11 protein-coding genes are annotated in these 16,065 nt (G+C 37.5%); all 11 read right to left on the minus strand.

What is annotated here, in order from left to right:
* Positions 1-5: 5 nt before the first annotated feature.
* A complete protein-coding gene (locus ACNSTQ_RS12525) occupies positions 6-1,670 on the minus strand; it encodes a glycoside hydrolase family 13 protein (protein WP_418200160.1) in 1,665 nt (554 codons plus the stop codon).
* Positions 1,671-1,840: 170 nt separating this feature from the next.
* On the minus strand, positions 1,841-3,256 hold the full coding sequence (gene treP, locus ACNSTQ_RS12530) for a PTS system trehalose-specific EIIBC component (RefSeq protein ID WP_418200161.1): 1,416 nt from the start codon (positions 3,254-3,256) through the stop codon (positions 1,841-1,843).
* A 452-nt stretch (positions 3,257-3,708) separates the two neighbouring features.
* The gene (locus tag ACNSTQ_RS12535; protein ID WP_418200162.1) at positions 3,709-4,092 is read right to left on the minus strand and encodes a hypothetical protein; all 384 of its coding nucleotides are present in this window, start codon (positions 4,090-4,092) and stop codon (positions 3,709-3,711) included.
* 113 nt (positions 4,093-4,205) lie between these two features.
* Positions 4,206-4,829: a hypothetical protein gene (locus ACNSTQ_RS12540; RefSeq protein ID WP_418200163.1), complete on the minus strand. Its 624-nt coding sequence runs from the start codon at positions 4,827-4,829 to the stop codon at positions 4,206-4,208.
* Between the two features lie 196 nt (positions 4,830-5,025).
* A complete protein-coding gene (locus ACNSTQ_RS12545; protein WP_418200164.1) occupies positions 5,026-6,639 on the minus strand; it encodes a long-chain fatty acid--CoA ligase in 1,614 nt (537 codons plus the stop codon).
* 257 nt (positions 6,640-6,896) lie between these two features.
* Positions 6,897-7,793, minus strand: a complete 897-nt coding sequence (locus ACNSTQ_RS12550) for a DNA-3-methyladenine glycosylase family protein (RefSeq protein ID WP_418200165.1) — start codon at positions 7,791-7,793, stop codon at positions 6,897-6,899.
* 345 nt (positions 7,794-8,138) lie between these two features.
* Complete coding sequence (locus ACNSTQ_RS12555; protein ID WP_418200166.1) at positions 8,139-9,920, minus strand: methyl-accepting chemotaxis protein; 1,782 nt, start codon at positions 9,918-9,920, stop codon at positions 8,139-8,141.
* A gap of 653 nt (positions 9,921-10,573) precedes the next feature.
* A complete protein-coding gene (locus tag ACNSTQ_RS12560; RefSeq protein ID WP_418200167.1) occupies positions 10,574-11,947 on the minus strand; it encodes an aldehyde dehydrogenase in 1,374 nt (457 codons plus the stop codon).
* Between the two features lie 90 nt (positions 11,948-12,037).
* Positions 12,038-12,673: a ribonuclease H gene (rnhA, locus tag ACNSTQ_RS12565; protein ID WP_418200168.1), complete on the minus strand. Its 636-nt coding sequence runs from the start codon at positions 12,671-12,673 to the stop codon at positions 12,038-12,040.
* A gap of 50 nt (positions 12,674-12,723) precedes the next feature.
* Complete coding sequence (locus tag ACNSTQ_RS12570; protein WP_418200169.1) at positions 12,724-14,082, minus strand: MATE family efflux transporter; 1,359 nt, start codon at positions 14,080-14,082, stop codon at positions 12,724-12,726.
* Between the two features lie 169 nt (positions 14,083-14,251).
* The gene (locus ACNSTQ_RS12575; RefSeq protein ID WP_418200170.1) at positions 14,252-15,970 is read right to left on the minus strand and encodes a methyl-accepting chemotaxis protein; all 1,719 of its coding nucleotides are present in this window, start codon (positions 15,968-15,970) and stop codon (positions 14,252-14,254) included.
* Positions 15,971-16,065: the final 95 nt, after the last annotated feature.

Consider the following 16,065-nt stretch of genomic DNA (forward strand, 5'->3'; position numbering starts at 1 on the left):
CATCCTCAATGTTGATTTTCTACTAAATAGACTCTAGCTTCATATGGCCTTAATTCATTGGTTTCTGTTTCTTTATAATTACGGATTAGCAACTGGCCTCCGCTCACTTTATCGAGATCGACTGTCGCAGGTTCACCATAAAAGTTACAAACGACATATAACTCTTGATGACCTAGCGTTCGTTTGTAAGCAAAAACTGCAGGATGATCTTCAAGAAGCAAATGATATGACCCGTAAACGACAACCTCATGTTGTTTTCTTAGCTGAATTAATTTTCTATAAAAATGAAAGATTGAATTAGGATCTTCCATCGCTTGCTTAGCATTCACTTTTTTATAATTAGGATTTACTTGTATCCATGGTTCACCTGAAGTAAAACCCGCGTTAGCACTATCATCCCACTGAACCGGTGTTCTTGCGTTGTCGCGACTTTTTGCATAAATACTAGCCATGATTTGCTCTTCCGTCTGACCTTGCTCTTTCGCTTCTTCGTAAAAATTTAACGTTTCAATATCCCGGTAATCATCAATGGAGGAAAAGGAAACATTCGTCATTCCAAATTCTTCTCCTTGGTAAATGTAAGGCGTCCCTTTCATCAAATGTAGTAAAGTGGCAAGCATCGTTGCAGATTCACGGTGATATTGCCTGTCATCTCCAAATCGAGAAACGGACCTAGGCTGATCGTGATTGTTAAAATATAAGCTGTTCCATCCACTATGTTCGAGTTCCGTTTGCCATTTAGACAAGTTGGTCTTTAAATCCTTTAAGTTAAGTTCTTTTAAATCCCACTTACCATTTGGCCCATTATCAAGACCCATATGTTCAAATTGAAAGACCATATTCAGTTCCTGTCGATCATCCGCCGTATAAAGCTTGGCTAACTCTGGGCTTACCCCTGGCATTTCACCGACCGTCAAGATGTCATACTGCGAGAGTACTTGCTCATTCATTTCTTGTAAGTAGTTGTGAATTTTGGGGCCGTTTCGATAGTATTTACTACCTGATGCATACTTTTTACCTGGTTTTACTACGTCATCCGGAAAACCTTCCACTTTACTAATAAAGTTAATAACGTCCATTCGGAAGCCGTCAATTCCTTTATCTAGCCACCACGTCATCATTTGATAAACATCTTGTCGCAACGCAGGGTTTCCCCAATTCAAATCCGGCTGTTTTTTAGAAAAAAGGTGTAAAAAATATTCATCTGTCTGTTCATCATATTCCCAAGCCGAACCACCAAAGTTGGAACCCCAATTATTCGGTTCCTTTCCATCTTTTCCAGATCTCCATATATAATAATCTCGATAGTTATTCGCTTTTGAAGACCTTGCTTCAACAAACCATTGATGCTCATCTGAACTATGATTAACAACAAGGTCCATAATTAATTTCATCCCACGATTATGTACTTCTTCTAAAAGTTGTTCCCAATCTTTCATCGTTCCAAATTCATCCATAATGTCTTGATAATCGCTAATATCATACCCATTATCATCATTTGGTGACCGATATACAGGTGAGAGCCAAATCACATCAATGCCAAGTTCTTTTAAATAATCAAGCTTCGAAATCATTCCTTGAAGATCGCCGATTCCATCACCATTCGAATCCATGAAGCTTCGAGGATACACTTGATAAACGACACTTTCTTTCCACCATGCTTTTTTCATCGCTAACCTCCACCACCTTAACTTCTGCGTAAGCGCTAAACTTCATCTTGTCTGTCTAAAATCGCTCATATGTTGAAAAATACCATTGGCTGCAGAGTGGCAAACCAATGGTATTTTTTTGTATCTAGAGAATGGTGAAACGAGGATTTCCCTCGTTTTCTAAGACCCTATTACTGTAATTTTTTATATTTAGCAAACAGATAAGTTAATGTAAATGGAATGATGATCGCAATTCCCATACCAATAAAGAAAGGAACCCACTTATCAGCAACAATAGAGAAAAATGCAGGTAGACCACCAACACCGATAGATGGAGCCATAACGTTACTAATCGTAATAAACATACCTGCTGTTGCGGCACCGATAATTGCGCAGATGAATGGATATCTAAATCGTAAATTAACCCCAAACATCGCCGGTTCGGTAATACCTAAGTATGCTGATATAGATGATGATAATGATAACCCTTTTAATTTATCTTCTTTTGTTGCAAAGTACATCGCTAATGCTGCTGAACCTTGTGCGATATTAGAAAGAGCAACAATTGGCCATAAGAATGTTCCGCCAATGCTGCCGATTAACTGTAAATCAACGGCTAAGAACGTATGGTGCATACCTGTAATAACAAGCGGTGCGTAAATTGCTCCGTAGAGTAAACCACCAATGGCTGCAAAGTTACCAAAAGTCCAAACAAAAACATCTGTAATCCAGTTACCAATTGTAAAAGTAACAGGTCCAATCGCAACGAATGCAATAAAACCAGTAACAAGCAAGGCAACAGGTGCCACGACTAAAAGTTTGATTGTATCAGGCACCCGTTTGTTTAATGCTAATTCCATTTTGGCTAACACATAGGATGCAACAAGTATCGGAAGTACCTGCCCTTGATAACCTAACTTCGCAATTTCTAATCCAAATAAGTTCCAGTACGGAATTTCCCCAGCTTCTAAAGCTGCCCCGTATGCCCATGCATTCAATAAATCAGGGTGAACGAGCATTAACCCTAGAACAATACCGAGTAATGGATTACCACCGAATCGTTTTACAGCTGACCAACCAATCAAACCTGGGAGAAAAACGAAGGCGGTATTGGCAATTAAGTTAATAATTCCAGCAAAATCGGCCCACTGTTCATGAACATCTACAATTCCTTGACCAGGATAAAAAATGTCTGGAGCCGTTAAAACGTTGTTTACCCCCATCAATAAACCAGCTGTAACAATCGCCGGTAGAATCGGAATAAAAATATCAGCTAACATTTTAATTGCACGTTGAAGCGGATTTAGGTTTTTCTCCGCGGCAGTTTTCGTATCATCCTTTGACGCTTCTCCAATTCCCGTTATATTGACAAGCTCTTTATACACTTTGTCTACAAGACCTTGTCCAATAATAACTTGAAATTGGCCGTTCGTTGCAAAAGAACCTTTTACCATATCAATATTACTTAACTTTTCTTGATCGACTTTATTTTCGTCGTTTAACGCAAATCGTAAACGGGTTACACAATGACTGGCAGAAGCAATGTTTTCTTTTCCACCAATGGCTTCAATTATTTCTTCGACGGCTTGTCTGTTAACATCGGCCATAACCAACTCTCCTTTAGTTTGATATCGTTTTCATTTCGAACTTAAAAATGAGGATCTATCCTATTATTCCTACCATTTAATGTTTCACTACAACAGTATCTTATTCTAGTTTTGAGGTACTTTATGTAATGGATAAATCACCCAAAAATACGCTTTCATAAAACTTGTATATACAAGATTTCTATACTGAAATAGTAACTTGTATATACAAATGTGTCAATTGTTTTTTAGGCACTATATTAAATCCAGAAAAGTGCAGCAACTCCCCTTCTTAAGCGGACAGTGGCCCCAAAAAAAAACTGCACCTCTAACTGTCAGTGAGTTCCTAACAATTGAGGTGCAGTTCAAGAACTGCTGCGTTTTTATTTTACTGCTGTGAAGAGTATACTTTCGTCTTTCGTCGTGTACTTTAAAAAATTTTCTGTATTACGCTGAGAACCAAAGATATCTATTTATATCCGCCATCTTCGCCTACGTTTTAACACAACCAAGTTTGATCCCTTTACTTTTACATAGGGGCGAACATAATTACGATACGTGACAGCTGCTAGAACATAAGTAATCGCAATAAATGGAATTGGGAAAACGAGCGCCTCCAATAAAACACGAGCAAATCCACCGTGATCACTGTATGTTGAAACCGATCCATATAATGCTAATTGAGACGTACTATAAAACATAAGCATGACGAGGGCATTAATACAATGAAAGAATAGTGAAAGCTTCCGTTCTTTCGTTTCCTTTTCAATATTCCATTGCAGGAGCAACACAAGGATCATGGATATTAAAGCAGCCGATACTGAAATTGTGTTAATTACACCGTTTGATAGTAACATTACTAATCCCTCTTTATTAAAGATTTTCCTGTTATTATGTGCAATTTTCAATTTCTATGAGTCATTTTACAAATTATTTTAGAAATTTCTTTCAAAGTCTATTAAATAAACGTTTAATTAACTAGAATTATAAACGCCATTAACGCCGTTAAACCCGTGGCTACCCCAGCAATTTGAAGCCATACTCTTGTTGAAAAGGATCGCTCCCCTAAGTCTGAACGTAACTGTTCAACAATATCTTCTCTTAAAACTTCAGCTTCCGGATATCTCCAAGCTTTTTTAAAACGGACCTTTACCGTTGTAAAAACACTTTCTGATTCCGTCCACTCTACACAAATTCTTAATTGATTGTCTGGTAATATAAATGTAATTTCACAGTAATCGACCAGATATTCTTTTTCGGTGAAACTTATATGGTGTTTTTGTAAAACGCAGCGAATGACATCTGCTGTTCGATGCCCGGTTGACTTATATATTGTGATATATCCAATGTTGGCTAGATTTGCTAATAGAATCAAAAGTGAAACGCCAATAACTACAATATATAGTGTTAAAAGAAACCGATCATCCAGCCCTTCTTGTAGAGGAAAAATGAGTAACGTAGGCAGGATCGACAGCCATATGGAAAACTTCGATTGAACAAATACCCCGTTATTTTTATTCAAACTGATTGACTTTATAAATTCTCCAATTAATAGTAAGACTAATACTCCTAAATAAACATAGACCGCTATCAACTAAACACACTCCATGATCCAAAGTTTTGGGTTGGATAATTTTACAAACCCTTACTTTTATTTTACCAATTGTACACAAATGGTAAATAAATAAATTAGTTATTTTTTCGCAAACCACTAAGAGCCAAGCAAATGCTTGGCTCCGTGAACGGTTTATGTCCGATTTTTTTCTATTTAGATGCTTATTTTTACAGTCTTATTGAATTTGATAATGTTCTTTCAGCTGATCACGCAATGCTCTTTTTAGGAATTTACCAACTGAAGTCTTTGGAATTTCATCTAAGAAGACCACATCGTCTGGCAACCACCATTTGGCAAATTGCGGACGTAAGAAGTCCATAATATCATCTTTAGAAACTTTATCTTTGAATTGGTCATGAAGAACAACGCATGCTAGCGGTCGCTCTTGCCATTCTTGGTGTGGGATCGCAATAACTGCTGCTTCAAATACAGCTTCATGCGCCATAATACCATTTTCTAAATCTACAGAAGAGATCCACTCTCCACCACTTTTAATTAAATCCTTTGTACGGTCAACGAGCTTGATGACCCCTTCTTCATCCATTGTTGCTACATCACCTGTATGGAGCCATCCGTCATAAAAGGCATCTTTAGTTCTTTCATCGTTGTAATACTCGCTGGCAATCCAAGGTCCACGAATGAGAAGTTCACCCATCTCTTCTCCATCCATTTTCACTTCACCGTCTTTACCGACGATTTTTACCTCAAGTCCTGGCACGACAAGACCTTGTTTTGCACGAATAGATAACTTTTCTTCTTCCGGTAAATCCGTTTCATAGCTTTTTAACCTAGAAACGCTGACGAGCGGGCTCGTTTCCGTCATTCCATAGGCATGTAAGAACGGAATTCCGTACTTCACTTCAAACGCCTTAATCATAGAAGGAGGTGCTGCTGAACCACCGCAAAGAACTGCTCTTAAGCTGCTCGTATCGTATTCACCCGTCTCAAGCTCCTTAAGGAGACCGAGCCAAATTGTTGGAACACCTGCGGTTACTGTTATTTTTTCACTCTCTATAAGCTCTGCTAGAACTTTCGGAGTAAACTGTGCACCTGGCATCACTTGAGTCGAACCTAGCCAAGTAGCGATAAAAGGCATTCCCCAAGCATTAGCGTGGAACATAGGAACGACAGCCATACAACGATCTGACTCAGACAGACCTCCTGTATCTACCATTCCTAGTGCCATACTGTGGAGAAAAATACCACGATGACTATATACGACCCCTTTTGGATTTCCTGTTGTTGCTGATGTATAACAAATACCTGCTGGAGAATTTTCATCAATATCTTTCACAAACTCAAACTCTGGATCTCCCTCAGCTAATAATTCCTCATACGAATACACTGGAGATAAACTCGTTTCCGGTAACTCTCCATCGGTCATTACAACATAGGCTTGAACAGTTTTAAAACTATCTTTCACTCGTTCTACTAATGGCAGTAGGTCACTATCTATTAGAAGTACTTTATCTTCAGCATGATTTACAATGTAAGAAATATGCTCTGGAGCTAAACGAATATTAATCGTATGTAGCACAGCCCCTATTCCTGGAATACCAAAATACGCTTCTAAATGACGATTAGAGTTCCATGCAAATGTCCCTACTCGGTCACCTTGTTCTACACCTAACTTCTGTAACGCACTTGATAATCGTCTTGTTCTTTGACCAATTTCACTGTACGTCAGTCGTTTGTTCCCTGCTGGTGTTCTCGTGATGACTTCTTTTTTCGGAAAATACTTTTCTGCTCTTTCCATCATAGAAGAAATGTTTAATGGTACATTCATCATAAATAACGCCTCCTAAAATAACCTATAATATTTATAATTTCGGCTAAAGCCGGATTACACATATGAAAGAATTGTTTCTAAGATTAGGCTGCTTCTAGTAGCTTTATTTTCTAAACTAGTAATCACTAATAAACTAATGAAGTTGTAATCAGCAGGCTTTTTGTAAGCGCTTACTATTTATATAAAACTAGAGTCAAACTAAATGTTTTACTTCTAGTTTTTGCACACTTTACATTTTTATGTTCGAGGGTATGGTATCATTCTACTTTTTGGTAAATTTTCTCTACCAATTGTGGACGCTCAGTACTCAGCCATAAATAAAGACTTGCATAGCTTGAATACGGCTCCCATTCCGTTGCCAGTTCTAATATCTTATCTAGTTTCGGTTTCGTTTCTAAATCATACAATCGTTTTAGTGCATTTTGAATTCCAATATCGGCAGCAGGTAATAGATTAGGACGTCCTAACCCAAATAATAGGAAGTTTTCGGCTGTCCACTTACCGATCCCACGTATTTTTACTAACTTCTCAATAATCTCTTCATTGCCTTCGCAACGAAGGGCTTCTAAATCCAATTCACCGTTTGCTATTTTCTTAGATGTATCTATAACATACTCGGCTTTTCGTTGACTAAATTGTAACTGGCGCAGCTGATCTACCTCTAGCCTGCTAACAACTGCAGGTTCAGGATAGAAAGGAACTCCATCCACTTCAAACCCAAACGTTTTGACAAACCGAGAAGTAAGTTCATGGGCAAACTTCATATTCAACTGTTGATGAATAATTGTTTTCATTAAACAACCATATAGATCAAAATCACAAACGATAGGTGTACCGTAAAATATATCAAATAAAGGTGCTAGTTTCGTATGTTTAAAATGTTCGGTTATGTCTTGTAAATCGACATCCCATAAAAAGATCTGCTTCAATTTTTCAAGAACCTTTTCCTCATCTTGAACATCACCGATTATGGTAATTCTCGTTACCCCATTGTTGTTTTGCACAAAAGAAACAGACACGACTTTGTTTTCAGTATAAATCGGAACTTTAACCTCATGATTGATACGATCGACAACATGCAGCGGGTCAGCAGATAATCTTTCTAGCAAATGAGAGACGGCATATGGTGTGTTTATCTCAATTATTGTGTTCAATTTTTAGTACCCCTAACTTTTTGGACAATCATTTAAATATCTAAATTTTCACACTATATAAATATACGATCTATTTGGGTTATCTCCTGCCACTTCCTATAAAATTTTATAAATTTTTACGCTTCAAAATCTTACAAACTTCATCATGTAACGACATAGGTAATAAGTTATATGACTTCTGAAGAGATGTACCAATGGGTTTTAGCCCTGGAACTAGAAGGTTTAGTCAAACCAGGAACTTCAGATTTGTATATGCCGCCTCTATAATTAATTTTTAAAAAACGAACCTTCTGTTTTCAGAGGGTTCGTTTTTTTATTAGGATACAAAACGGTGGCTACACTTTGCTATCTAGTGATTTTTTTCGAGTCGTTAGTATCAACATCTGAAGAAGTCTCACTTTTTCTATACCTCGTCTTTTCCGTTTGATCCGTTTTCTTCTCATACATAAACTGGTCGAGAATTGAGCGTAAAGCTTCTGCCATCTTATTTAAGGAAGTGGATGTGGATACAATATCTTCCATAGAAGCTAATGTTTCCTCTGAAGCGGCACTGACATTTGCAGCATTTTCAGCATTTGAACTTGCGATATTTGCAATATTTTCAATAGCTTGCATAAGACCTTGTGATTGAGAAACCATTTGTTGCGAGACAGAAGTCAGTTGTTGAATTTGAGCAGAAATGGTATCAATAGTGCCAAATATAAGGTTGAACTTTGCTTCTGTTTCAGCTGCTAACTCCATGCCAGCTTCTACTTTCGCTGTTACTCCGCCGATCATATCAACGGATTCCTTCGTATCACTTTGAATATGTTGGACAATTTGGCGAATTTCAATTGTAGAATGTGCAGATTGTTCTGCCAGTTTTTTAACCTCGTTTGCCACAACAGCAAATCCTCGTCCATGATCCCCTGCTCGGGCTGCTTCAATCCCTGCATTAATAGCCAATAAATTCGTCTGTTCTGCAATAGTACTGATCATTTCTAAGATGGCACCGATTTTTGTGGAACGTTGATACAACTGCTTAATGACTTCATCTGACTGTTCTACAGAATGACGAATAGATCCCATTCCATCTACCGTTTGTTTTACAAGCATTTGTCCCTCATTAGCATATTGAATTGATGTATTTGCTCCATTAGAAATATGTTTAGAGTACTCAGCCAGGTCTTGAATTCCTGCTGCCAATTGTTCAAGCGCAATCACACATTCATTTGTAGATGTTGTTTGTAATTCTGTTCCTTTGGCAATATCATCAATCGATACCGAGACGTATTCAGTTGCTTCTGATGTCTGCTCGGAACTAACGGCTAATTGTTGAGCTGAATGATTTACTTGGACCGAATGATCACTAATTTGCTTCATTACCGTTCGCAAATGTTCACTCATCCTTTGAAAAGCCTGATATAAATCAACAACTTCATCATTCCCCTTAAAAACTTCCTCTGTTGACGTTATCTTACCTCCAGCAATTTCATTAGCCATTTTTGATAGTCGAATTAACGGCTTAGAAATCATATTTGAAGCAACTAGTCCGATACATAGAGAAAAAATAATACCGACAATACTAATTATTAAAACAAGGTTCAACGTCCGACTTACAGAGTGTTCGGTGTTTTGGATATGTAACGTTAATTCGTTTTCAATCGTATTCGAAAACTTTGTAGTTGCTTCCAACATTTCTTGCTCAATTGGGATTATTTCTTCACTCACCATTTCATAAGCTCTTCTCTGTTGAACAAAGAAGAATTGTCTTGCTTCTGTTGTACTTATTTTTAATTCTTCGTTTAAACGAAGAATGGTGTCGAGGTGTTTTTCCGCCTCATCTGAAATATCCCTTGTCTTCATTTCCCCAATCACTTGATGGATGGACTCATTCGCTTCTTCTAAGTTTTTTATTAGATAAGGATCACTAGAAAGAAAGTATCCTCTTAAACTAGTACTTTGCTCATTTACTAGGCGTTCAATACTTATAGACATCGCATTCATTTCTGAATTGGTTTCTAACAAACTTTGATAATTTTGATTAACTTCTGTCATTTGGTAAAATGTAATTCCTGAGACGACGATCAAAAACAATGCAATAGTTGCAAAACTAAGTAATAACTTTTTCCGAACTGTTAATCTCATCTATAACACCTTCCACATCTTGGGCTTCTCTACAGTTTTCTCACTCTAGTAGTATAGCACTATAACAATTGGAACAGTATACCAATGGCCAAGTTGTTCATACATCTTTTCAAACCCTTAACAATCTTAATAAATAAAACCGTTGATAAATCTAGGTTTTATACATAACACAATTTAATAATCAGGATTGTAAATTTTTTCTTAATTTTATATTAATATAGATAGTGGACTGGTCTTGGTATCGATGCAGGAAGTAGACTAATGGTGTAATTGATCAAGGAAGTGAAACCCTTTGATGAGAAAAACGCTGCAAACTTGTTACTGACGTTAGCGAGGACGCCTATTTAGTTTTAACGGACTGAGATGTCCTTATTTGCTTATTATCACTAAGAATTGTCGTTAATATTAGTAAATAGAGGCTTCTGAGTCCTCTAAATAAAGAAAAAGGTCCTTTTGCATAGCAATAAGGGCCTGTGTGTCCGCTAATTTCTTCCCAGCATATAAGGTGGAACTAGCGTCGACGTTTGCTAGAAAAATAGAAAGAAAGACCCGGCAATACACAATGTAAGCTCAATAAATCAAACCGAAAAGTTACCGCCGCCTCTGCTGCATAAAAAAAAGCTGACGTAAAGTCAGCTTCCCTTGTATGTTTCTTATTTCATAATTCGTTTTAGCAGTTTTAATCCACCTTTAGCTTTATGATACCTTAGTGGAATATCCATTTTAGTAGATTGGTGTAATATTCCTTTATCATGTGAAAACGCATCAAAGCTGTATTTTCCATGGTAAGCGCCCATGCCACTTGAACCTACTCCGCCGAATGGTAATTGCGACGTTCCAACATGGTAGATGACATCGTTAATACAACCGCCACCAAATGATAAATGAGTGACTATATTTTGCTCAGTCTTTTTGTTTTCTGTAAAAAGGTAAAGAGCCAATGGATTCGGACGTTTCCGTACCATCTCAATGACCTCTTGTTCCGTTTCATATTCAAAAACGGGTAAGATTGGCCCAAAGATTTCCTCTTCCATTACTTTGGAGTCCCATGAGACATGATCCAGTATCGTCGGTTCGATAAAACGCCGTTCTCGAATGGAGTTTCCGCCAAAGAGAATCCTCCCATCTTCCATATATCCAGTTAGACGATCGAAATGCCTTTCATTAACGACCATAGGAAAATCTGAATTCCGAGAAACATCTTTACCGAATTGGTCCTTAATTTGTTCATACAATTTGTTTAAAAAGGGTTCTTTTACACTTTTATGCACGAGTAAGTAATCTGGAGCCACACATGTTTGCCCGGCATTTGTAAATTTCCCCCACGCAATCCGTTTCGCTGCTATATCTAATTTTGCATCTTCATGTATAATCGTAGGACTTTTCCCGCCTAATTCAAGAGTAATTGGTGTTAAATGCTTTGCGGCAGCTGCCATAACTACTTTTCCAACTGCAACGCTACCTGTAAAGAAGATGTGGTCAAAGTTAAGAGCAAGTAACGCTGTGCTCGTTTCTACGTCTCCTTCAACGACTGCTACATATTGTTCCTCAAACGTTTGTTGTAAAAAGTGTGCAAGAACAGCAGATGTGTGCGGTGTTAATTCTGACGGTTTAATAACAGCACAACACCCTGCAGCGATTGCCCCAATTAACGGTGCTATTGTTAATTGCACCGGATAATTCCACGGTGAAATAATAAGCGAAACCCCATACGGTTGCGGATAAATATAGCTGTCTGAACCGACGTGGGTCATTGGCGTTTTTACCTTACGTGGCTTTGCCCAGCCTTTTACATGCTTAATCGTTTCTGATATCTCACTGTAAAGAACGCCCATTTCAGTAAGGTACGCTTCAAAGTCTGATTTATTGAGATCCTTGCGAAGTGCTTCACTAAGCTTCTTTTCATTGGCTTTAAGAGCTTTTTTTAATTTCTTAAGTTGTTTAATTCGAAAATTGATATCATGGGTTACACCGCTATAAAAATAATCTTTTTGCATATGAAGAAGGTTTTCGTACGATTTGCTCATTTGTTAAACCCCCTATCCAATAATTATCGACAACTTTATGTTATCATCTCTCATTCAAAACTGCTTCTTTAACAGCTTGGAATAAGCCAATTATTTACGCCCGTAATCGGCTTTAATTTCGCCCCATAATTCTGTATGCCATTTTAGGATTGGGTTTTTGTACGTATTTGTTTTCAACCATTTTTCAGCGCGTTCAACCAGAGACCAGATATACTCTGTGTCTTTATCACGCTTTAAGCTCGAGTTTACCTTTTTATCTCGTACCCACTTCATCGCTGTTTTCGAGTCAGAGTAAATCGGTGTTGTATCTTTTCCTTGTTGTTTTAACCACGCAAGTCCATGTACGATCGCTAAAAACTCACCCATATTGTTTGTTCCTATATGTATTTCTGGATGAGAAAACAGAATTTCCCCTGTTTTGGTGTGCACACCTTTATACTCAACAATACCAGGGTTGCCTCTGCAGCCTACATCGACTGATACGCTATCCCATACAACATCACCAACTGCTTCTTCTTTTCCTTTCGCAGTGGGCTTCTTAGTAAAAGACGTTTTTTTTGCCGGAGCCTTCCCGTTAGAAAGAGCAGCTTCTGCGTCTGCTTTACTTTCAAATGACTTAAATCTAGCGCCTTGAAATCCTTTTACTTGCGCTTCGCATTCCGCCCACGTGTTGAATATTCCAGTTTTTCTCCCGCTCCATACCACATAATATTTCTTTTTTGCCAAGACATTCACTCCAGACTATATTTATAATTTTATTAAGTGATTTTAATGATCTAATTACTCACTTTTACAGCAAATTTTCTTTGAACGACCACTAATCGATACAACAAGGCGATCGCACAACACCCCAGACCTGCAATCAATCCTACCCAATATCCATATGGACCGAGTGGTGTAAAATTAGCAGTGATATAACCCGTCGGAAGACCGATGATCCAAAAAGAAACTAAAGCCATGACGAATGGAATATTTACGTCTTTGTACCCTCTCAATGCGCCTTGAATTGGGGTCGCTAATGCATCTGATATTTGGAAGAAAATCGCATACAATAGGAACTGCTTAATTAATAGTAACACCGCTGGATCATTCGAATATAAGCCAGCTACTGGACCTCTTGTCACATATAAAATTAAGGAGGCAACGAGCGAAAATAAGACGGCAAACCCTATTCCTAAATAACTGTATTGTTTGGCATCTTGTAATCTCTTGGCCCCCACTTCATACCCTACAGCAATTGTTAAAGCAAATGCTACACTCATCGGTATCATATAAAGTAACGAAGCGAAATTAATGGCGGCTTGGTGAGCCGCAATGGTTTCAGTATTAAACTGACTCATCAGTAATGTGACTGCAGCAAAAATACTCGTTTCAAAAAAGATCGTAAATCCAATCGGTAACCCTAGTAAAAGTAACTCTTTCCACGAGGAAAAGGAAACGCGGAAGAACGTTTTGAATATATTGTATTCTGAAAAGGGACGAACTTTTATAACGAAAAAGAATGCGATCCCTAATATAAACCAATACGTGATTGAAGAGGCATATCCTGCTCCTACTCCACCTAATCTCGGAAAACCAAAATGACCAAAAATGAGAATATAGTTAAAGAACACATTAATCGGTAAGGCTAAAAGGGTAATGATCATCGTAACACGCGTTTGACCGAGTGAATCAAAAAAACAACGCAGCACGGTATATAAAAATAACGGTAATATACCAAATGATAATCCGATTAAATAATGCTTGGCAATTCTTCTTACCTCATCTGTCAAACTCATTGCGTTGAGTATTGGATTAAGAGAAATGATTCCCGCAACAATAATGACAATGACAATTGCAATAGATAAGTACGTCGCTTGTATAACGGAAAAAGGGATCTTATCGTACTTCTCTGCTCCTATATCTTGCGCTAGGATTGGCGTTAAAGCCATTAATATACCGACAAGTCCGGTAAATACCGGTAACCATATACTTGAACCGATCGCAACACCCGCTAGATCATTCGCCCCTGCTTGTCCTGACATCACGGTATCAAAAAAGTTCATCCCATAAAGACCTAATTGCGTAATTAGGATCGGGATCAGTATATACATTAACAGTCTTAACTTTTCTTGCCATGTTTTGGTTTGTTTCATGATGTGACCAACTTTCTCTATCGAACATTATGTACCTATATTATTACAACGAACTTATTCCTTAATGTCTAGCAAATACTACTTAATTATTTATACATTTCTCATTAAAAAGGGTAGCAGGTACCACCAGTGCTTTAAAGCGCTAGTGGTACCTGCTACCTCTTTTTATTTATTTGAGGCGGAACTTGTCTACATGGCTTTCTAACTCATTGGAGAGCGCGGATAAATCACCAACATGCTTAACCATATTTTTCAGTGACTCACACTGTTCTTCTGATGATGCCGCAACTTCTTCAGCAATGGACGATGTATGTTCTGTTACCTTTGATATATGAACAATTGCTTCTTCTACTTTTCTGACATCACTATGCAATTCATTAAACAGTTTTTCTAGTTCTTTTGTATCCGCCTCTGTATGATTGGCTTTTTCTACAATAACATTTAAAGATTGACCAACTTTATCAATTAAGTTCACTTGTGCTTGAACTCCTTGTAAATTCATTTCCATCGATTGGACAGTCTCTTTAGTCTCGGATTGTATATCATTAATCACATGAATGATTTCTTCTGCTGATCGGGCAGACTGTTCTGCCAGCTTTCTTACCTCATCTGCAACTACTGCGAACCCTTTGCCATTTTCCCCCGCTCGTGCTGCCTCTATTGCTGCGTTTAAAGCTAACAAATTGGTCTGATTGGCAATATCTGAAATAACATGAATGATGTTACCAACTTCATCTGAACGTTTCGATAGTGATTGAATGGTAGCCGTCGTACCTTTTACGTTTTCTATCACTTGGTTTAAATGATGAATTGTATCATGAATTTGACTTTTTCCTTGTTCCGCCTGTGTTACTGAAATTTTAGCATCCTCCACTGTTCTAACCATCTGGGCAGACCCTTGGTTTAACTTTTCTGTCGCTTCTCTCATCATCACTACAACTGTATTAGCTTCCACAGATTGTTCAGTAGTCCCGGTTGCGGTTTCAATCATTGCTTGAGAAGTTTGTACAGCCATCGCCTCCGTAACTTCAGCACCATGTAAGAGGTCGTTTGACGATTGATTTAATGTATGCGCTGAATTTCTAATATCATGGATCATTAGATGTAAGTCATCGATCATAACCTGTACTGCATTTGCTAGTTTACCAATCTCATCTTTGCGATTTTCATTTATTTTTAAAGTTAAATCACCTTGACTTATTTTTTCTACTTGTTTTGTTAATCGAGTAAGAGGTTTAGTAATAACGGTTGAAATCCAAAAAATCAAACCTAATCCAATCACTAACAAACTAACCGTTGTAAGCAGCATTTTCCTTTGACTTTCTAGTAAATAACTATAGATTTCAGAAGCATCAAAATCCACTCCTAAGATCCCAAGCAGTTGCCCATTTCCTGATTTAATTGGTACATAAGTAGATAAGAGAGCTCCATATTCAACCGAGTTTGTTAATTCTCCTTCTACTACCTCTCCCGTCTCAAATGCCTCCAAAAGGGCGGGGAATTCTGTAATATCCTCTTCTTCACCTAACTCAGATGCATCTTCAGATCCGATTGGCATCCCATCTACTAAATAATAATAAATCGATTGCTCACTATCCGTTTTATTCATTGTGTAAATATATTTAACACCGTTAGCTTCCCTAATATTATTTAGCTGGTTTCTTAATTCAAAATAATAGTCTGTCTCGCGATTTGCTTCTACCAATTTTGCATATTCTTCAAGGTCGATACTATTAACAGCATGTTCAGCTATACTCTCAGCTTGTTCACTAATCGAATCAATAACTAAGTTATAAGAAGATTGAAACATGATGAAACCTATGGTTGAACCTAATACTAAAAATAAAAATGAAAAAAGAACCACCATTTTAAACTTTATACTATTCATCTTCATATACTCCTTCAAGGTGTTTTTTCTACGAAAAACTACATTTCTACATCCATTATATAGAAAATATTAGAAATATCTACTATTTAAATATT

It is taken from the genome of Alkalihalobacterium sp. APHAB7, from assembly GCF_048323755.1.
Lineage (GTDB): Bacteria > Bacillota > Bacilli > Bacillales > Bacillaceae_F > Alkalihalobacterium.

What these genes read in the sequence shown, in the direction of transcription:
- ACNSTQ_RS12525 (WP_418200160.1), bottom strand. Translation starts at nt 1,670, where the DNA reads ATGAAAAAAGCATGGTGGAAAGAAAGTGTCGTTTATCAAGTGTATCCT.
- treP (WP_418200161.1), bottom strand. Translation starts at nt 3,256, where the DNA reads ATGGCCGATGTTAACAGACAAGCCGTCGAAGAAATAATTGAAGCCATT.
- ACNSTQ_RS12535 (WP_418200162.1), bottom strand. Translation starts at nt 4,092, where the DNA reads ATGTTACTATCAAACGGTGTAATTAACACAATTTCAGTATCGGCTGCT.
- ACNSTQ_RS12545 (WP_418200164.1), bottom strand. Translation starts at nt 6,639, where the DNA reads ATGATGAATGTACCATTAAACATTTCTTCTATGATGGAAAGAGCAGAA.
- ACNSTQ_RS12555 (WP_418200166.1), bottom strand. Translation starts at nt 9,920, where the DNA reads ATGAGATTAACAGTTCGGAAAAAGTTATTACTTAGTTTTGCAACTATT.
- ACNSTQ_RS12560 (WP_418200167.1), bottom strand. Translation starts at nt 11,947, where the DNA reads ATGAGCAAATCGTACGAAAACCTTCTTCATATGCAAAAAGATTATTTT.
- ACNSTQ_RS12570 (WP_418200169.1), bottom strand. Translation starts at nt 14,082, where the DNA reads ATGAAACAAACCAAAACATGGCAAGAAAAGTTAAGACTGTTAATGTAT.
- ACNSTQ_RS12575 (WP_418200170.1), bottom strand. Translation starts at nt 15,970, where the DNA reads ATGAATAGTATAAAGTTTAAAATGGTGGTTCTTTTTTCATTTTTATTT.